Origin of the sequence: Dielma fastidiosa, assembly GCF_000313565.1 — a bacterium.
GTDB lineage: Bacteria > Bacillota_I > Bacilli_A > Erysipelotrichales > Erysipelotrichaceae > Dielma > Dielma fastidiosa.
Genome location: NZ_HE578926.1, coordinates 55,580 through 74,782 on the forward strand (window position 1 = coordinate 55,580; position 19,203 = coordinate 74,782).

Here is a 19,203-nt window from a genome sequence, read left to right on the forward strand (position 1 = left end):
ATACCACACTGAAGGAGAGACAAAAAACAACTGTGAAAGTGCATAAAAAAGCCTGCGAGCCTTTACAAACGACTCAAAAATGCCTATAATGAAGGAGAAATGAAGTGTCTCATAAAGTATACTTTTTGATACACTATACTAAATTGTGATTTTTTTAAAACAATTTCTTTAATAATAAACAATCAAAAGAATATTTAACTATTCCATCCATATTCTTCAAACAAAAAAGCCGAATCAATGCAGATATTAATTCTGCATAATTCGGCTTCTTATATTATTCTTTACAGCTAATCACAAACAATTAGCCTTTCATATGATATGAACTTTTATGTTTAGAAAATCAAATACAACATGGCAATTGTCATACCCAAACCAAACAGCACAAGGCTCTTTGCCAGATTAATTGATTGTGCCTTATCAGGATCAAGCGCCGCAATCGTAATTTTATCATCCTCAGGCGGTATTACAACACCATTTTCCTGATTGAAGATAAATCTTCGTGACAGTTTAATCAGCCATTCAGGAATTGAGGCAATCACCCGTGAAACTAAAGCGCCAATAAATGGCAGTACATGCAGCAGCAATGGCCGGTAAACGCCATTCTCAAGATTAAGCCATGCCGGCCAGCGATCCACATAAACACTAGATCCATCAGCCTGCTTACTCATCAACCATGTGCGGACAAAACCAAAGTAAACAACGGCACCGATAACGATGGAAATTAAAGCACCCTTTAAATTAGTCAATGAGAAATATGCGACAGCTTCCCCGGCATGTGCGTTCATTGATCCCAGCGTCATAGCCGCAATAGCGTCCATGCTCTGATGCGGGAACATTCCTAAAATCGGCAGGATCAATGCCGCAATCAACAAGACAGCACCGCTGACTTTATTCATTGATTTAGCTTGATCCATTTTCTTTTGATCAGCATTTGATTCCACAAATAAAGCTACAAATAATTTTGTCATATAAGCGATTGTCAAGCCGCCCGCAAAAAGGAACAGCATTTCAACACCCTTGAAGAAAAGCATTGAACTGCCTTGTGACATTGCAATCATCTCAACAATACTTTCATGAATTAACGTTTTAGAAATATAGCCATTCCACAAAGGAATCCCACAGATTCCCAATACACCCATTAAAAAGATAAACATTAATAATTTTTTATGCTTCCCATATCCACGGATCTTGTTTAAATCAAGCTCATGCAGATTCATGTAGACAACTCCTGCCGCCATAAACAGTACCAGCTTCAATAAACCATGATTAAGAATATGCAGCATCGTACCTTGAGCAGCCAATGTATTATGCTCGCCCAATAAACACTGCATACCGATGGCCACGGTAATAAACCCAATCTGTGAAAGTGATGAACAAGCCAGCGTTCGTTTCAGGTTGATTGAGAACACTGCCAGTACCGCGCCTAATACCATAGTGATAACACCAAGAATTAAAATCATCATTCCCCAGTCCGCATTATGCAGAAACATTCCGCAGCTCAGCATAATGACACCAAACACACCGCTTTTCGTTAGGATGCAGGAAAGCAATGCACTCGCCGGTGCCGGTGCTGCCGGATGCGCTTCAGGCAGCCAGATATGCAGCGGAAACATTCCCGCCTTCGCCGCGAAGCCGGTTAATACCAAGATGCCGCTGATCATCAGCAGCCCTGGATCAGCTACAGTATCCACCGCTCCAATTAATTCATTATAAAATAACGTCTGACATTGATGATAGACCATAAAGATACCCATCAACGTCACTAAACCGCCGACAACCGCAACCGCCAGATACGTCTTTGCCGCTTTTAATGCCGTATCACTCTCATCATGAATAACCAGGACAAATGAAGTGAAGGACATAATTTCAAAGAAGACAAAAGTCGTGAATAAATCCGCTGACAGGAAGACGCCCAGCGTCGCTCCTAAGCTTGCCAGCATGAAGAAATAATAACGGTTGCGGTTACGATAATGCGCGAAATATTCATCAGAGAAAATCGTTGTCATCATCCAGATAAACGCGCACAAACAAGCAAGCACACCATGGATGCCGCTTGCATCAAAGCTCAAACCCAACCCACAAATATTTTCCAAAGTTAATGTTCCATTCTGATTAAGCAAGCTCAAAGCTGCTCCCATCACTAAAACGGTAACTAAGATTGCGAACCAATTTCTGGCATGCTTATTATAACGCCCGATCAAGTAACTGACAGGGGCCATCAGCAGCGGAAAAAATACGGTGAAAATCAGCATTATTTCAATGGTCATCGTCTTTCCCTCCTAACTGATACCCGCAATCAAATTGATTGCCTGCAGCAATGGCTGCGGATATAGTGCCACAAGTATAGTTGCTGCTGATAAAATAATCAATGGTGCGCACATGAGCCAATTCGGATCATGCCCTTCTGCCTGTTCACCCTTTGGCGGGAAATAGGCCTTAACCAATAATGATATACAATATAAAGCGGTCAGCAATGCCGATAGAATTAATACCATCACACCGACATAGGCTAATGGATTACCGCTGTCTACCGCTGCCGTAGCCAATGCCCATTTACTGAAGAAACCAGCGAACGGCGGAACACCAATTAACCCAAAGGATGCCACTGCCATACAGCCAAAGACAATCGGCATCTTTCTGGCCAAACCGCCAATTTCATAAATATATTCCTTATGTGTCTTATATAAGATAGCTCCTGCCGCAAAGAACAAGGTAATCTTAATCAGCGCATGATAAATCAGATGCAGCAGCGCGGCTGACATCCCCTGCGGTGTACACAGCAGAATACCAAAGATAATATAAGAAAGATTAGAAATTGTCGAATAAGCAAAACGGCGTTTGATATGCGGTGTTCTTAATGCCATGATGGAACCGTAGAGAATGGTAATCATCGCCAGAATCAGCAAAAATGACTGTTCCCAAGAACCGCTGATCAATTCAGTGCCAAAGCTGAAATAGGTCAGACGAATCATCGCAAATATCCCTGACTTAACAACCGCTACCGCATGCAGTAAAGCAGTTACCGGTGTCGGTGCCACGGATGCCGCCGGCAGCCAATGACTGAATGGGAATAATGCCGCCTTGACGCCAAAACCCAAAAAGGTCAGCAGGAAGACAAAACGCAGCAGCTCCTCATTGCCCTTCACAAGCATCGGATCAAGCGTACCGCCCAAGGTGAATAATTCATTGCCGCCATACAGACAAATGAAAATAAAACCGATAAATGCCAAGGATGCACCTGCCATCATATAGATAATATAAGTCTTGCCCGCATGCCGCGCCTTGCCATCCATCGCATGCATCACTAAAGGAATCGTTGACAGCGTCAAGAACTCATAAAATACATAAAGTGTAAACATATTGCCCGCAAATGCCAAACCAAGCACAACCCCAAAGGCCATGATAAAGAAAGCAAAGAAACGCTGCTCATGTCCTTCATGCTTCATATATTCAAAGGCATAAAAAGTAGTTAATACCCAGAGGATTGAAACCATCGTGCCAAAGAAGGCTGAAAGTGAATCTACTCTGAATACAAAAGCCAGCGTATCTGTAAAGCTAAACAGTACAAACGGTTCAGCACCGTGGGTAAAAATCATCAATAAAGCTGCCAAAGCATTTAAAATCACAATACCGGCAACCCAAAAATACAACGTCTTGCGTTCCTTAAAACGGAACGTCAGCAAGCCAGCTCCTGTCAAAACAGGAAATAGCACGGGGATGATAGTTAAAACTGAATCAAGCATCTTGTTACCTCCTGTTTTAAAAGAGTGCGCTAAGCAACAGCGTCAATGAATCCATGATTGTTTTTGGGAATAACCCGCAAACGATCAAAATCACTGCCAATAGGCCTAACGGCAGCCCCATAAGTATATTCACATCATTCTTTTTCAGCTTCTTATAATTAAACGCAGAGCCTGGAAAGAACGCGTCAATGATGATAGGCAGCGTATAACCAGCTGTCAAAAGGGCTGAAATCATCAATACCGCAATACCCAATAAACCTAACGGATTACTGAAAGCTCCCTGCGCGATATACCATTTGCTGACAAAACCGCCCAATGGTGGAATACCGATCAATGATAAGGAAGCAATGGTAAAGATAATCATGACAAATGGCATCTGCTTACCGAGTCCTTTATATTCATCAACCCGTTTCAGACCTGTCTTATAAATGATTGATCCCGCTGAAAGGAAGAGCATATTCTTAGCCAATGCATGATAAATAATCTGCAGAATTGCACCAATCAAGCCAAGCGGTGTCATTAAGAATAAGGCAAACAGCACATAGGATACTTGTGATACGGTAGAATAAGCCAATCTTTTCTTTAAGACTTTTTCCTTATAAGCCAGCATTGAACCCATAAAGATCGTAAATATAGCTAAGCCAAGACAGATTGTCTGCGCGAAACTGCCTTGCAGAAACGATGCGCCAAAGACAAAATAAGTAACTCTGATAATGGCCAGCACACCACCCTTAGTAATTACACCGGACAGCAGTGCGGAAGCCGGTGAAGGAGCAATGGGATGCGCCGCCGGCAGCCATGCATGCAGCGGAAACATACCCGCTTTGCAGCCAAAACCAATCATCATCAATAAATAAACGGTATAAAGCAAATTCTCGTTGCCCGCAATCAGCTCTGGGACTAAACTTCCACCCGGCACAAAGGCTAATGTAGCGGCAAAGTGATTGATAAAGAATATCCCCAAAAGGCCTAAACCAGCGCCAAAGACGGAATAACCGAGATATTTCAAACCCGCGCTGATTGCTTCCTTGCTCTGTGTATGCAGAACCAAAGGCACACTCAGCAGCGTCATCATTTCATAGCACAGATACATCGTCACTAGATTCTTTGCCATCGACAAGCCCATTAAGGCCGCCAGTGTCAGCATATAAAATAGGAAATAGCGCGGGCGATGATCCTCATGCTTCATATATTCAAATGAATAAACCGCCGCCATCAGCCACAGCACACTGATTAACAGTAAAAAGATCATTGATATGACATCAACACCAAATACCAGTGCAATCGAATCAGTAAAACGCAGCAATTCAAATTCACTGACTGGATGCATAATAAGCATAACTGCCACAAATACCTGTATAAGCAAACTAATTAATACAACACCATTTCTCAACCTGTCCTGTTTCAGACAACCGGCGATAAAACCAGTAAGGACAGGCAGGAAAAGTGCAATTAAACATAATACTTCCATATTGTTCCCCCTATCCTAATAAACGCAGTCCCTGTTCGATCACTGCAACAATCGGCTGGAAAAAGATGCCGAGAATAAAATTAATCATCATAAAAGCTACACATACACATTTAAAGCTGAATGTCGGTTCTGCTTTAGGCTTAATTTCCCCTTCTGGTTTTGACCAGATACTGATCACGGTAGGAATAAAATAAATCGCATTCAAGATCATTGAAATAGCTAAAGCCGTCAATACAATACTCAGCTGAAGCTTGCCGCCGGCTGCTGATAAAGCAAAATAATACTTAGAAGCAAAGCCGGCAAACAGCGGGATACCAACCATTGATAAGGCTCCGACACTATAAGCGACACCGGCAAACGGATTTAAACGGCCAGCCCCCTGAAGATCTCGGATTCCCGTCTTGCCGCCATTAGTTTCAATCAATGAGCCAACGCTGACAAACAGCAATGTTTTGGTAGCCGCATGAGCAAGAATATGAAAACAGGAAGCCGTAAAGCCGGCCATATTGCCGATACCAAAGCCCATGAAGATATATCCGATCTGCGCGACTGAGGAATAGGCAAGCATTTTCTTGATGCGTACCTCCCTGAAGGCATAAATCGATCCCATAATCATACCGACAATACCAAAGACAAATAATACATTCTCAATCTTTAATGCCTGAATGACTTCAAGTGAAAATACCTGAAAGATAAACTTCAAAATCAGAATAATATAGCTTTTCAGCACCAGTCCCGATAAGATACCGGCACCCGCTGAGGTTGAATTATCATAAGCATTCGGCAGCATTGTATGGAAAGGAAACAACGCGCTTTTAATCGCCAGACCAATAAACACCAGCCCGCATACTACGGTTAACGGCAGCGCATATTCCCCGCTTCTTGATAATAAAATCAACTGTTCCTGAATATTTGGCATCAAGAGATGACCGGTAATATCATAAAGCAGACACAAACCGATCAAAAACAAACCTGATCCCAGTGAACTCATGATCAAATAATGAATTGATGCGATAATACTGCGGCCATGTCCCTTAGCCATAACCACTGCACAGGAAGCAATCGTATTAATTTCAATAAATACATAGGCGGTAAATACATCATTTGTATAAATCAGCGCCAAGATTGAACCAAAAATCAGATTGATCATAATAAAGAAATACTTTACTTTATCTGACACAACATCGGTAAAAATTTCTCTTTGACCGCCGGTTACCGTCAGAAACATTAAAATACTGAATACAAATGCCATTAATGCTTCCAGCGGGCCGGCTCTTAGCTCATTTCCCCAAGGGGCTGGAAAATGTCCCATCATAAAAGTAAATGATTCATTATTAGCTGTGACATTTAATAATAAACATAAAGAAAGAATCGCAACGATCAGAGTAATCAGCTGATTCAATCGCAGAGCCTTTTTCCCGTCATTCAGCAAAGCGGTTAAAATCCCTCCCAGCATTGCCAAAAAGATTGAGAAAAAGGGAAAGTTATGAATCCAATTAATACTCACGTTTTTCCTCCTCTCTAGCCAGCTTCATGATCTCATCCATATCAAAAGTATGATACACCTTATACAGACGGATAATTAAAGCCAGTGAAAAAGCGGTCACACTGACAGAAACAACGATACCAGTCAATACTAAGCCGCTCGGTACCGGATTGACAAAACGCTCAATCACCGCTTCCCCGCTTGTGACGATAGGTGCAACCCGGCCATAGATAAAGCCTTTAGCTGCCAAAAACAGGTAAACCGCGGTATCCATGATATTCAAACCAATAAACTTTTTAATTAAATTGCTCTGCAGCAGCAGATTCATAAAGCCAATGCCGAAAAGAATTACAGCAGCTGCTTCATAATAGTTATGCATGAGATGTTCCATTAGATTTCACCTCGCGTAAATAAGGCATAGAAGCCATACATTGTACAAGCTACAATCAGTCCGACACAGATATTCAGCGGCAGAATCAAACCTCCGCTTAAGATATTCCCGGGGATTCCCTTAGGAATAATATTTTCAAGATGGTTAGCACCGGTAAAGAAGGAATAGCTCTTACAGGCACAATAAGTTAATAAGCAGCCGACACTGATATAAGTAAAGCGTTTAAAATTAAAGAATTTGCGGACTGCGCTTTGACCAAAGGCTGTATCAAAAAGAATCAGTCCGGCACCGATGATTGCACCGCCGGAAAAACCGCCGCCTGGTGAAAGATGTCCATTTAAAATAACATAAACACCATATAGGGTAATCAGCGGGAAGATGATCATGGTAAAGCGTTTTAATATGATATTATCATCCTCATCATCAAGATCCATATCCTCATTTAAAATCTTTTCATCATCTTCATCAAAATTATTGCGGTCGCGTTTAAGCAGCATCACGACAGAAATAACTGCTAAAAATAAGACATTTGATTCACCAAAGGTATCAAAGGCACGATAGTCAAGAATCATTCCCGCAACCAGATTAATAGCGCCGGTTTCTTCAATGCCTGATTCAATATAGCGCTCTACAACCTCATTGCTGGCTGGATTATTCGGACTGCCGAAGGTTGGCAGCTTACTCACTGTCGCAAGCAGAATCAATACAAATATACTGCAGATCAGCACACCTAGGATACGATAACCAAGCAAACGCTGTTCCATTGTTAAATGCGGCAGATGCTTTGCTTTTGTCTTTTTCTTTTGATGATGCCCATGCTTTAAATCATCAACGACTTCCTCTCCGTTGACCCAAGCAACAAAACGGGACAGACCGCCCTTTGGCAGCTTAGCCATTATCGCGGGTTCCTTCCAGCATATGCGTCTTTTTCAAAGTGAGGAAGAAAAGCACACTGGTAACACCGGCCCCGACTGCCGCTTCGGTAATCGCCAGATCCGGTGATTCAAGAAACAGCCAGATGATTGACATGATCGTAGAATAACCCATAAAGATCAGGATTGCCTGCATCAGGTTTTTATAGAAAGAAACTGCCAATGCTGATATGATCAGAAATACCAGCAGCAGGATTTGAATAATTTCACTGATTTCCATTATTTTCTACCGATCCTTTCATCTATTTTGGTATTAGTTAAAATTTCCGTTTTAGCAATGATATGCGAACATACGGGACTGGCCATCCATAAAAAGATAACTGCCAAACCTAAACGCAGCACATGGAAAAAATCAAGCGCTAACAGCATTAATCCCAAAACACAAAGCAGCAAGCCCATCGTATCCGCAATCGATGCCGCATGCATGCGGTTTAATACATAATTAAATCTAAACAATCCCAACACTGATACCGCAATGCAGAACATTCCAGCTAACAGCAAAATGGATGCTAATATTACACGGATCATAGTTCTTCCTCCTTTTGTTTCTGATTCAATAAGCGTCCCTTATGATGCAGCGTGATTACATGACAAACCACAACTCCTGACAAACAGCTTAACAGCGTATAAATCAAAGCTATGTCAACAAGCGCCGCTTCTTTTAAGTAGACGGATAAAATACAGATAAAGATTACCGACATCGTACAGATTACGTTATTGGCAACCAGACGGTCAGAATATCGAGGACCGCGGATGGCCCGATAGATGCAGAAGAAAAACAACACTGTCAGAATGATCATACAGAAAATAAGCACCATATTTTTAATCGCATTTGGTTCCATATGTCCTCCTAATCCAGATCCTTATCATCCAGAATTTTCAATTCCTTCACAAATACTGATTGATCTAAATCCTCAGCAAAGCTTTCATCAACCGCTAACACAAGAAAACGGTCACGGTCAAGATCAACCGTAATCGTCCCCGGCGTTAAAGTAATCGAATTAGCCAGCAATACATTCAGCTTAGAATGTTTCAGCACTGATTTAAACTCCGTCAGCACTGGTTTAATTTCAATCTCCCCCGGTGTAAGGATTAAATCCATGACCTGAAGATTCGCCTTAACGATTTCTACCACCAAAACGCCGTAATAACGCAGGCGGTAAGCAATCCTTTTCAGCATCCGCTGATCAATCTTAAACAGGTTCTGACTAGTAATCATACTTAACAGCAGACAGATTGCACTGCATATAACAATACCGAAAATCAAGATTTCTAAAGTGATCCGGCCATTAAAAAGAATCCAGAGCAAAAGCATTCCAATAACCATTTTCCCATCCTTTCTTCCAGCTGCAACCCTGAATAAACAATCAGTCTTTCATCGCCGCTGGTTCATATAATTATGAATTAGCGTAATTGATTCTGTTTGGTTCCCCTTATAAGAAAAGCAATTACCAACAATGATTGATTATAGCACTTATTTGACAATTCTTGTAGATTTAATTGACGCATAAATTAAAAAAATAAATATTTCATTAAAATTTATAATGAAAGGAGCGATTTAATCAATAAACCGCTCCCCAGCTTGACATAATACCGTGTTTTAACTGCTTTTAACCTCTGACAATGGCGCCTTCCTTCATGATTACTTCCATGTTTTCGACAGCGATTGCACGGATGTTTTCTAATGGGTTGCCATTAATTACTAACAAGTCAGCAAACTTGCCGGCTTCAAGTGTACCAGTAATATCGCCGACCTTCAGCATTTCAGCGCCGTCTCTGGTAGCCGCAATGATTGTATCCATTGCTGAGATGCCTGCTTTTTCATTGAAGCTATACATTTCACCAATTGCGGTGGTGCCATAAGGTGTCAGACTAGAACAGAAGGAATCTGAACCAATTGTCAGCTTGATACCCTTTTCCTTAGCGCGGCGCAGATTGCCGTACACGCGGTTCAATTCTTTTTCCGCAACTGTATCACCTGGGAATTTATCATGAACCTCTGGGATATAAGGCGGCTGATAGGTTTTAAACCATTCATTTAAGAATTGAATCGTAGGACAGAAGTAAATACCTTTTTCAGCCATGATATCTAAGCATTCATCATTTAATGTCTGACCGTGAATAATCAGATGCACACCGGCCTTCGCAGAATCAAGAGCACCGCCATAGCCTTCCGCATGTGACCAAACCGGAATGCCGACCATGTTGCATTCATCAACAACCGCTTTAATTTCTTCAAAGGTATAATGCTGATCCAGCTTTTGATCCCAGCGCCAGATACCGCCGCCGGTTGACCAGATCTTGATCGCGTCTGGATTTTCACGCAGTTTCGCTCTTACTGCTTTGCGTAATTCCCATGGTCCGTCAACTCTTTCTGCCCATGGATGAGATTCATTATTATACCAGGTTGGCAGCTTGTGTGAGTCACCATGACCGCATGTGCGGCAGAATCCTGTACCCGTACCTACAACACGCGGACCGCTCATTACACCTGCTTCAATCATATTGCGGATGTGCAGACCTGAACGAGAGATTTCCCCAACGGTTGTTAAGCCATGTTCCAGACATTCATGTGCCTGCTGTACAGCAACAACAGTTTTTTGTACTGGATGCTCCAATACCCAATCAGAATCATCATCAGTTAAATTCCCTGAGAAATGCAAATGGCTGTCAATAAGACCTGGCATAATTGTTTTGCCGCTGATATCGCGTACCTCATAATCAGCTGGTACTTCTTTACTTTCACCTGCATAAACGATTTTCTTGCCATCAACTAATACCAGTGATTTTTCAATCGGTTCACAGCCGGTACCATCAATCAGTAATCCATTTACAAATGCAACTTTAGACATAGTATTCTTTCTCCTTTTCTCTTTTAAGCCTGATTTATAAGGCTTTCGTGACAGCGCTTTCACTGTTCATGACCCTATTTAACTATGAAATCTAAGGCTTGACAACCCTGTTTCAACAAATGGGATTTTCACTGTCATAATTGGTCAGCGCATCACTCTTTAAATGATTGAAGTTTTAAATCCTTTAGTGTACGCTATAAGTGTAGAAAAAAAAGGGGGTTCTTATGATTCATATTGCTATCTGCGATGACAATGCATCAGAACTAAAACAAATTAAAATAATTGTGGAAAAGATTTCATTAATTGAATATGAAATCCATGAATATACTGATCCGAATGAGTGTATCCAAGCCATTGAACAGGGTATGATTTTTGACTGTTTTCTGCTTGATATCTTAATGAATAAAGACAATGGGATCGATATCGCACAAAAGCTGCGGGAAACACATCCGGATACACCGCTGATTTTTATCACCGCGACACCGGAGTTTGCCTTGGCCGGCTATGAGGTCAATGCCGCCCGCTATTATCTTAAACCGCTGGATGAGGTTTGCTTCCTGCGTGATCTGAAGAAGATTTTAGCGCTGGCTTATGCTAAGAATAATGATTATATGACGATCAGCAACGCATCTGGGCTGACGAGAATCAGATTGAGTGATATTTATTATATTGAGTCAATGCTCAGAACCATTCAAATTCATACAAAAGATAAAAATTATACGATGGTTGGGAAAATCAGTAAGTTTGAAGAATCACTGAGGCATCAGCATTTTATCCGTGTTCATAAAAGCTTTCTTGTAAACCTTCGTTATGTGCAGAATATTTTCAAGGATACGATAACCTTGGATAATGGCGAACAGATATTATTAAGCAAGCACCGCTCTAAGGAAACCCATGAACAGCTGGTGAAGTATATTCAGGAGCATGTATGATTGAGCTGTTATTTAAGCTGTTTCTGGCAACGTGTGAAACGTTTCTGATTGTCTATTTTTTAAATAACCTGCTGACGAAAATTGATGAATTAAAGCATGAGCGGACAGCGGCTTATGTTCTCTATTTTGTTTTTCAGTGCATTACCTATCTGATTGACTTCCCATTCTTTTCAACAAGTACCTATTATGTGCTTTTTACCTTAGTGATTTCACTGCTGTTTTATTTTAATGAAATACGCATCAAGCTGATCGCATCCAGTATGTTTGTGACTTTGAATTATGCGTCGAAGCTGCTATCGGCAATTATCTTTACCGCTTTGACAGATTATACGATGACGAATAATCCGTTTACTTATGTATTAAATCTGCCGACACAGCTAATGGCCTGCATCATCATGGCTTTGGTCATTACCTTGATCATCGCCCTGCGTAAGATCAGCAACAACGCGGTTAAAATACTTGTAAATATTTTAATTTTTATCCTGCCGCTGACGATTCTTTATGTGTCAATGCATTTACTGGAAAATCTTCAGCCGGTCAATCTGTATTTTAATATTACGATGCTGCTGTTCTGTTACACCTTTCTGCTCTTTTTTATTATCGATCAGATCATTTACTCCAATACCCATCTGATGCAGAGCAATCTGATGCATGAGCGGCTCCAGATGCAGAGTGTTTATTACAAGGATATTGAGCAGTATAACCACAATATGTCACGTTACAAGCATGATATGATTAATCATTTAGACAGTGTCTATGGGATGCTTGAAAGTAATGAAATTGAAGAAGCGAAGAATTACTTGGAATCAATCAGCAAGAAATTAAATCGTGTGGAAGCGGTCATTAATACCGGCAATTCTGTCATTGATGTAATTTACAATGCTAAAGCCTCACTTGCCAAGGCGAATCATATCGTCTGTCATAACAACATTGTCGTACCACCGCATATAGATATCGACAGCGTTGACTTGTCCGTGATTCTTTCTAATCTTTTGGATAATGCGATTGAAGCAAGCCTGAAGCTGGAAAGCGATCGGATGATTGAATCCCATATTCATATTTATAAAGGAAATCTGTTTATCAGTGTAAAGAATCATTATAACGGTGAGATTATTTCCAGTCATGCTGTCTATCTGACAACAAAAAAAGACAGTCATGAACATGGCCTCGGATTAAAGAATGTCCAGCATGTAGTGACTAAATATAACGGCACACAGAATGTTGAGCATGATGATACAACTTTCACCGTCAGCATTATGATCCCGTTAAATAAATAAAGCATTCGTTCATCACAAACGAATGCTTTTTGGTTATTTAATATCTATGCTTTACCAGCCTCAGCCTGCGCTTCCAGCGCTACTTTAGCTTCCTTTGCCTCTGCCTTTTTATCAAGGACAGTCAACAATGTCACAGAGCCGAGAATGACGATACAGCCCATGATTTTCATCGGTGTCAAAGGGGTACCGAAGACAATCAATTCGCCGACTACCGCGGTAACCGGTTCAAACATACAGAAGATGGCAGCTGTTGAAGCACCTAGATATTTGATTCCCAGCTGCAAAGTATAAACTGCCAGGAAAGATGTTCCGATACCGATTATAAACGCATATACATAAGCCATCGGTGCCATCTGTGATAAAGATAATTTACCAGTAACAAGACTGTATCCTAGCATAACGATGGCTGAGAAGATAGCCAGATATAACGTCAGCTTATAGGAATTAATTTTATTTAGCTTGAAGATTTCAATACCGCTCATGTAGAAAGCATACGTACCACCTGATAATACTGATAATACGATACCTAATAAAGCGTTGCTGCCTTCCATTGATTCAAGGAAGAAGAAGATGCCGCAGGTAGCAATCAACAGTACAAAACCCTTTACCTTTGAGATTTTTTCTTTAAATACCACTAAACCAATCAACGCTACGAATACCGGATATAAGAAGTGCAGGGTGGTTACCGTTCCTACCGGCAGATACAGATATGCGTTATACAGCAGCAGCGCGGTCGCTGTCATACCAAATACCCCGACAATGAATGCATGCTTTAAATCCGTACCGCCCATTTTCAAATCAATTTTCTGTGCCTTGCAGACAATAAATAAAACCGGTATAACGAATAGATTTCTTAAAAATACCAGTGTTTCCGGTGTTGCTCCCAGCTTATTGGCACTGGCGCAAAGCAGCGGTGTTAAACCAAAAGCAGTTGCTGAAACAATTGTGTAAAATATTCCCTTTTTCTTGTCCATTTTTACTCTCTCTTTCTTAGTTTCTGACCTTGTAAAATTCTTCATAGACTGCTGACTTTAGGCTGAAGCAGCGGGTCTATGTTAACTTCATGATTATTTAAACATGAACGATTATGCATTTTCAACCGCTTTCAATAAACGGTCATTTCACTGTCATCACTGGCTTAATGGGCAAGAAAAAAAGATGCACTTGGCATCTTTTTCAATCGTTATATGCGCTTATTTTTTATGCTTGTACAAGCTGCTTTTTAAATGCAGACAGCTGGTTTCAAATTGTGAAATCAACAGCGGCGAGGAGAAGTAATTTCCTTGTCCGATATTGAAGCCGCAAGCTTTTAACTGTTCAAACTGCTCCTGATTACTGATGCCTAAAGCCACACTCTGCGGCTGCTTAGCATCACTGCACATATTGATGCTTTGTCGGATATGCTTTCCACATTCAGCATCACTCATCAGCATTTGAATACAAGCTTCATCAAATCTAATTTCATTAAGCGCAATTTCATTCGTCAGCGCTAAATCATTCAGCACGTGCGCATTTAAAGAGACCGCAAATCCGCTGGCTAAAAACCGATCAACAACAGCTTTAAGTTCATTTATATGAAGCTTTGAAACAGCTTCATCAATTTCAAGGCAGAATTGTCTTGGATGTACTTCATGCAGTTTCAGCACCCGCTGGATGGACTCAACAATGTTAGGTTCTAAGAGTGTTGTCTGTGACAGCTTAATTGAAATTCTGATTTTCTTTTCACCAAGTTTTCCCCAGCTGCTTAATGCTTTGCATATCGTTTCCAGTGCATAAAAATCAATAAAGCGAATTACCCCTTCATTTTCAAATTCAGATTTGAATTGATCATACCATAGAAAGCTGCCATCCTGTAACTGCCGGCGAATCAACGCCTGTGCTCCGGCAAGCTCATTGCTGCTTAACCATATCCTCGGCTGGAGAAAAACCGCAAACCGTTCATTGTTAATTTCACTGATTACCCTCGCAACAGCATCAGCATGATCATTACTTGCATTCGGATGCTGGTCGTGATAGTTTTGCTTTTCCGCATACATTAAATCATCGGCATGATTGACCAAAGAATCCATTTTAATCGTACCCTGCTGCCAAGTAGAACCGATGGAAGCATCAAGCTCACTATCTTCACTAAGACGCCTGCGAAGCAATGCGATACGCTGATTAAAAGCATCTTCATCAAGATCAAGGCAGATCACCACAAACTCATCACCGCCGATTCGATAAATTGGTTCACTAAAAACACCGCATAATATATCAGCCGCTTTTTTGATAATATAGTCACCATAGCGGTGACCAAAACTATCATTAATTCTTTTCAGACCGTTGATATCAAGATAGAGTACACCGCTGTACATGTGGTTTTCAAGCTTTATACTTTCAAGATCTGAGATATAACGGTTGCGGTTATAAACCCCTGTCAATAAGTCTATATAGCTCATATACTCTAACTTCATCAGCATTTTACGCTTTTGAATATCATTAATAATATAATAAGTAATCGATTTTAAAAGATGCAGATTATTCATATTGGCAATCGGATCATCTACACCAATGAAACCGATAATCACATCATTTTCAATTAACGGTGCAGCTATCAGGCTTTTGATTCCCTGAGCCGCTAGGATGCGGTATTCTTCACTGTCTTTATTTAATGTTTCATTTACTGAGGTAATATAAAATTCACCAAATTTTTCAAACTTCGCTAGCCAGCGGCTGATAGTATCGATTGGCATATCTTTCAAATTCTGAATTTCCTCACTGACACCTTCAGCGCACCATTCATAAGTATTGGAAATTGTATCATTATCATAATTGATTTCAAAAATATAGACACGCTGTCCCTGATAATAGGCTGCCACAATGTTCAGAAGCTCATTAATCGCCGCCTGCTGATCATTATAAGCTGAGAGCGTCTGTACACATTTAAGCAAGGTTTCTTCTGTTGTCAGCCGCTGCTCGAGATCCTGAGCCCGCTTTTCACTTTCGGTAATATCAACAGCAATTTCCAGACGGACTGCATGGCCCGGTTCAATTTCAATCAGCTTATCATTCATCATAAAGTAACGGTTAAGCGGTACATTAAAATGTGTCCATTGGTAAAAGCTTTGCTTATTCAATAAATGATTCGTGCAGAATTCACAGGGTGAGTCTTTGCCTTGAAGCAGCTTATAACACTTCTGGCCTTGATATTTATTATCTTCAATTTGAAATGCCTTTTTCCCCTTCTCGTTAAGATAAAGCAATTCATAAGTAACAGGATCAGAAACATAAACGATATTATCCAGATGCTTTACTATCAGTTGTTCATATTCAGCTTCCTTAGCCAATGGTACTCACCCTTTCTTATTTACATATCCTATGCAGCAATCAAAAACATGTAAATAGTTATAATTATTTAAGTTCTATCGATATGCAAATCATAGATGTTAAATCTTAAAAAGTCAACCCTGTTCAGGATTTAAAACACAGCTTTGATAAAAAATTATCATATTAAAAATAATAACAGCTCCGCCCCTTTAGAAAAAGCCGGTAAAACTGCTTTTTTTACCTGCCGTCTTATAAAGTATACTTTGTAAGACACGTAAAAATCCGGTTAAAAAGCACAATAATCAGCAAAATTAGTTTTACAAACATCAAAAAAAGCCTTATAATGTGATTAAATACAGTGTCTCATAAAGTATACTTTATGAGACACTTCTCGTTTGATATATAATATTAGAATTTAAGTTCTGATAAAATCAATCCGTTAAGGAACACAATTAATTTTCCATTGTCTATTTTTAATCGTACTTTTTTAATATTTTTCATTTTGGTTATTTTTCCGTTTAATCACAATGAAAATAAAATTTCCTATATAATAAAAAAATCCATGGATATCATCCTTGGATTTGTTTTACACTTGGTGACTCGTACGGGATTCGAACCCGTGAATGCTTGCGTGAAAGGCAAGTGAGTTAACCGTTTCTCCAACGAGCCAAAATGGCGCCTAAAACAGGACTCGAACCTGTGACCGTTCGGTTAACAGCCGAATGCTCTACCTACTGAGCTATTTAGGCAAGTGCTTAATTATAATACCACAGGGATATTGATTTAGCAAGCACTTTTTTAAATTTTTATCATTTTTTTGATACCAATTTCTGCCAATATAAAGACAAACAGCCATTTTATAATGGCTGTTTAAATTCACTTATTTAATTTTTGCTAACGCATCTTCAACTGCAGCAATAATTGCCTTGCTGGTTACAGTTGCGCCAGAGATTGTTTCTACTTCTGTTGACTGAGCTTCAACGATTTCATCCGGTACAGCTTCAATTGCCGGATCACTGATTCCTTCTGATTCTGAATGAGAGACAATTTCAACTTTAGCAATCTTGTCGCCATCCATTGTAACTTTAACCGTCAGTGTGCCGCCCATACCTTCGGCTGAGCCGATATATTCATTATCTGCTGTTTCGATTTCCGGTGCGTCATTCTTGAGATCGGTAACATCACCTAAACCAGTAGGTGTTGATTCTACCTTAGCAGCTGGTGTATAAACCGGCAATGCTTCTTTTGCGGCCGCTGCATTCTTACCAGCAATCTGTCCGAATGTGATACATTCTGCAAGGTTTGTACCACCCTGATACATTGAAGAAGTGATACCGCCTAATTCACCCGCACTGTATAAGTGAGGAATTGGATTACCGTTCACATCAAGAATTTCAGCATTTTCATTCCGTTTAGGTCCGCCCTGAGTGTTTAAAATCTCAGGCAGAACTTCAAATGCATAATAAGCCTTGCCATCAAAAGCACGCATTGTATCCGCAGGTCTGTTTTGTTCTAAATCAATACCTGTAGATGCATAATTAGAGAAATTTTCAATAGAAGCTTTCAATTGATCGGCTTTGGCACCGATTAAACCTGCCAATTCTTCGATTGTAGCCGCACTTACGACCTGATTTCTGAATTGCTCAGGCATGCTTTCATTAGCTGCAATCTCATCAGCCTTAGCCTGATCATAAACAACCCATGATTTAGTTGGGTATTGTGGATTTTCCCAAACACCATTGTTATAAACATGACCATGACGTACAACTTCTGATTCATTCAAATAACGGTCGCCGTCAGTACCAACCATAATCAGTGAACCTTGGTTAAAATCATTCAGTGTCAGAACAGCTACCTGAGAAGCACGTTCACCTTCATTAACTTTAAATGAAGTACCGCCTAAACCAAAACCACCTTCATATACATGCATATGCCATAAGTCAGCGCCAACCTCTTGAGCCATACGCAGGCCGTCACCTGTATTATACAAGGCACCGATTACCGCATAATTACTTAAGCCTAAGTAAGTTTCTACCATTTCGGCATTGTCTTCAAAACCACCAGTACATAATACAACACCATTATTGGCACGAACATTCATTGTTTTACCGTCACGTTCAACTTTCACACCAATGATAGTTTTTGAGACTGGGTCCTGAATCAATTGAACAGCTGGACTTTCAAACCAAACATCAATTTTATCCGAACGATCTGTTACATTCTTCTTTAATAAACGATATAATTCACCATCACTGACACCTTGGTGAATAGTATCCAGTGAAATATTGTCTGAATCTTCAAATTCAGGATATTCCGGTGACATATTGCCAATTACAGGCAAGCCTGTCCAAGACATAAACTGTGATCTGTCAGCACCAAAATCATTAGCTAATGTATCAGCCATATTCGCTACACCTGTAGCAATTACTCTCAGCATTGATTCTGGTACATCCGTATCAGCAGCAAGCTGTTTGTAATAATTTAATGTTTTCTCAACATCACCATGTCCGTTTGCGAATAACTGACCGGCATATTTACTATTACCGCCAGATTCACCTTCACTCATCTTTTCTACAATTAATACAGTAGCACCTTCTTCAGCTGCTGTCTTGGCTGTTACGGCACCTGCGGCACCAAACCCTGCGACAACAACATCATACTGCGCATCCCATGCAATCGTATCTGCGTAAGTGTAGTCACTTTGAACCGGTGTCTGTGTGTTAGAACAGCCGGCAAGAACTGTGCAGATCATCATGCTGCTTAAAGCTAATTTCAATAACTTTTTCATTCTTAAATCCCTCCTGTCCATATTT

At 40.4% G+C, this 19,203-nt stretch carries 16 protein-coding genes and 2 tRNA genes; 2 read left to right on the forward strand and 16 right to left on the reverse strand.

Annotated features, from left to right (window positions below; translation table 11 throughout):
* Positions 1 to 332 precede the first annotated feature (332 nt).
* From DAHG_RS08160 to DAHG_RS08210, 11 genes are all read right to left on the reverse strand, one after another.
* Complete coding sequence (locus tag DAHG_RS08160; protein WP_022937853.1) at positions 333 to 2,267, reverse strand: complex I subunit 5 family protein; 1,935 nt, start codon at positions 2,265 to 2,267, stop codon at positions 333 to 335.
* 12 nt (positions 2,268 to 2,279) lie between these two features.
* Positions 2,280 to 3,743, reverse strand: a complete 1,464-nt coding sequence (locus DAHG_RS08165) for a complex I subunit 5 family protein (protein WP_022937854.1) — start codon at positions 3,741 to 3,743, stop codon at positions 2,280 to 2,282.
* A 16-nt stretch (positions 3,744 to 3,759) separates the two neighbouring features.
* Positions 3,760 to 5,214, reverse strand: coding sequence for a complex I subunit 5 family protein (locus tag DAHG_RS08170; protein ID WP_022937855.1), 1,455 nt, complete (start codon positions 5,212 to 5,214; stop codon positions 3,760 to 3,762).
* Between the two features lie 10 nt (positions 5,215 to 5,224).
* On the reverse strand, positions 5,225 to 6,721 hold the full coding sequence (locus DAHG_RS08175) for a complex I subunit 5 family protein (RefSeq protein ID WP_022937856.1): 1,497 nt from the start codon (positions 6,719 to 6,721) through the stop codon (positions 5,225 to 5,227).
* A complete protein-coding gene (locus tag DAHG_RS08180; RefSeq protein WP_022937857.1) occupies positions 6,711 to 7,091 on the reverse strand; it encodes a sodium:proton antiporter in 381 nt (126 codons plus the stop codon). Before DAHG_RS08180 ends, DAHG_RS08175 begins: the two co-directional genes overlap by 11 nt.
* Complete coding sequence (mbhE, locus tag DAHG_RS08185) at positions 7,091 to 7,987, reverse strand: hydrogen gas-evolving membrane-bound hydrogenase subunit E (protein ID WP_022937858.1); 897 nt, start codon at positions 7,985 to 7,987, stop codon at positions 7,091 to 7,093. Before mbhE ends, DAHG_RS08180 begins: the two co-directional genes overlap by 1 nt.
* Positions 7,980 to 8,243, reverse strand: a complete 264-nt coding sequence (locus DAHG_RS08190) for a hydrogenase subunit MbhD domain-containing protein (RefSeq protein ID WP_022937859.1) — start codon at positions 8,241 to 8,243, stop codon at positions 7,980 to 7,982. Before DAHG_RS08190 ends, mbhE begins: the two co-directional genes overlap by 8 nt.
* Positions 8,243 to 8,551 carry a cation:proton antiporter gene (locus DAHG_RS08195; RefSeq protein ID WP_022937860.1) on the reverse strand — a complete coding sequence of 103 codons (309 nt, stop codon included), beginning with the start codon at positions 8,549 to 8,551 and terminating at the stop codon, positions 8,243 to 8,245. The genes DAHG_RS08190 and DAHG_RS08195 overlap by 1 nt, the downstream gene beginning before the upstream one ends.
* Entirely contained in the window at positions 8,548 to 8,865 is a 318-nt protein-coding gene (locus DAHG_RS08200) for a monovalent cation/H+ antiporter complex subunit F (RefSeq protein WP_022937861.1), read from the reverse strand. The genes DAHG_RS08195 and DAHG_RS08200 overlap by 4 nt, the downstream gene beginning before the upstream one ends.
* Before the next feature lie 8 nt (positions 8,866 to 8,873).
* Positions 8,874 to 9,350 carry a Na+/H+ antiporter subunit E gene (locus DAHG_RS08205; protein WP_022937862.1) on the reverse strand — a complete coding sequence of 159 codons (477 nt, stop codon included), beginning with the start codon at positions 9,348 to 9,350 and terminating at the stop codon, positions 8,874 to 8,876.
* Between the two features lie 283 nt (positions 9,351 to 9,633).
* Positions 9,634 to 10,875: a metal-dependent hydrolase family protein gene (locus tag DAHG_RS08210; RefSeq protein ID WP_022937863.1), complete on the reverse strand. Its 1,242-nt coding sequence runs from the start codon at positions 10,873 to 10,875 to the stop codon at positions 9,634 to 9,636.
* Between the two features lie 224 nt (positions 10,876 to 11,099).
* Between DAHG_RS08210 and DAHG_RS08215 the strand changes: the two genes are divergently transcribed.
* Together DAHG_RS08215 and DAHG_RS08220 are read left to right on the forward strand one after the other, a co-directional pair.
* The gene (locus tag DAHG_RS08215; RefSeq protein WP_022937864.1) at positions 11,100 to 11,807 is read left to right on the forward strand and encodes a LytR/AlgR family response regulator transcription factor; all 708 of its coding nucleotides are present in this window, start codon (positions 11,100 to 11,102) and stop codon (positions 11,805 to 11,807) included.
* Positions 11,804 to 13,084: a sensor histidine kinase gene (locus DAHG_RS08220; RefSeq protein WP_022937865.1), complete on the forward strand. Its 1,281-nt coding sequence runs from the start codon at positions 11,804 to 11,806 to the stop codon at positions 13,082 to 13,084. The genes DAHG_RS08215 and DAHG_RS08220 overlap by 4 nt, the downstream gene beginning before the upstream one ends.
* A 44-nt stretch (positions 13,085 to 13,128) precedes the next feature.
* On the opposite strand, the gene DAHG_RS19120 is transcribed toward DAHG_RS08220, so the two are convergent.
* From DAHG_RS19120 to DAHG_RS08245, 5 genes are all read right to left on the reverse strand, one after another.
* Entirely contained in the window at positions 13,129 to 14,058 is a 930-nt protein-coding gene (locus tag DAHG_RS19120) for a DMT family transporter (protein ID WP_022937866.1), read from the reverse strand.
* 219 nt (positions 14,059 to 14,277) lie between these two features.
* Complete coding sequence (locus DAHG_RS20890; protein WP_022937867.1) at positions 14,278 to 16,410, reverse strand: EAL domain-containing protein; 2,133 nt, start codon at positions 16,408 to 16,410, stop codon at positions 14,278 to 14,280.
* Positions 16,411 to 16,983: 573 nt separating this feature from the next.
* Positions 16,984 to 17,059: transfer RNA gene (locus DAHG_RS08235), tRNA-Glu, on the reverse strand.
* A 4-nt stretch (positions 17,060 to 17,063) separates the two neighbouring features.
* Positions 17,064 to 17,139 (reverse strand) — tRNA-Asn (locus DAHG_RS08240).
* Positions 17,140 to 17,270: 131 nt separating this feature from the next.
* A complete protein-coding gene (locus tag DAHG_RS08245) occupies positions 17,271 to 19,178 on the reverse strand; it encodes an FAD-binding protein (protein WP_022937868.1) in 1,908 nt (635 codons plus the stop codon).
* Positions 19,179 to 19,203 lie beyond the last annotated feature (25 nt).

Coding starts and splice junctions, on each gene's coding strand:
- DAHG_RS08160 (WP_022937853.1), bottom strand. CDS start 2,267: ATGACCATTGAAATAATGCTGATTTTCACCGTATTTTTTCCGCTGCTG.
- DAHG_RS08165 (WP_022937854.1), bottom strand. CDS start 3,743: ATGCTTGATTCAGTTTTAACTATCATCCCCGTGCTATTTCCTGTTTTG.
- DAHG_RS08170 (WP_022937855.1), bottom strand. CDS start 5,214: ATGGAAGTATTATGTTTAATTGCACTTTTCCTGCCTGTCCTTACTGGT.
- DAHG_RS08180 (WP_022937857.1), bottom strand. CDS start 7,091: ATGGAACATCTCATGCATAACTATTATGAAGCAGCTGCTGTAATTCTT.
- mbhE (WP_022937858.1), bottom strand. CDS start 7,987: ATGGCTAAGCTGCCAAAGGGCGGTCTGTCCCGTTTTGTTGCTTGGGTC.
- DAHG_RS08190 (WP_022937859.1), bottom strand. CDS start 8,243: ATGGAAATCAGTGAAATTATTCAAATCCTGCTGCTGGTATTTCTGATC.
- DAHG_RS08195 (WP_022937860.1), bottom strand. CDS start 8,551: ATGATCCGTGTAATATTAGCATCCATTTTGCTGTTAGCTGGAATGTTC.
- DAHG_RS08200 (WP_022937861.1), bottom strand. CDS start 8,865: ATGGAACCAAATGCGATTAAAAATATGGTGCTTATTTTCTGTATGATC.
- DAHG_RS08205 (WP_022937862.1), bottom strand. CDS start 9,350: ATGGTTATTGGAATGCTTTTGCTCTGGATTCTTTTTAATGGCCGGATC.
- DAHG_RS08210 (WP_022937863.1), bottom strand. CDS start 10,875: ATGTCTAAAGTTGCATTTGTAAATGGATTACTGATTGATGGTACCGGC.
- DAHG_RS08215 (WP_022937864.1), top strand. CDS start 11,100: ATGATTCATATTGCTATCTGCGATGACAATGCATCAGAACTAAAACAA.
- DAHG_RS08220 (WP_022937865.1), top strand. CDS start 11,804: ATGATTGAGCTGTTATTTAAGCTGTTTCTGGCAACGTGTGAAACGTTT.
- DAHG_RS19120 (WP_022937866.1), bottom strand. CDS start 14,058: ATGGACAAGAAAAAGGGAATATTTTACACAATTGTTTCAGCAACTGCT.
- DAHG_RS08245 (WP_022937868.1), bottom strand. CDS start 19,178: ATGAAAAAGTTATTGAAATTAGCTTTAAGCAGCATGATGATCTGCACA.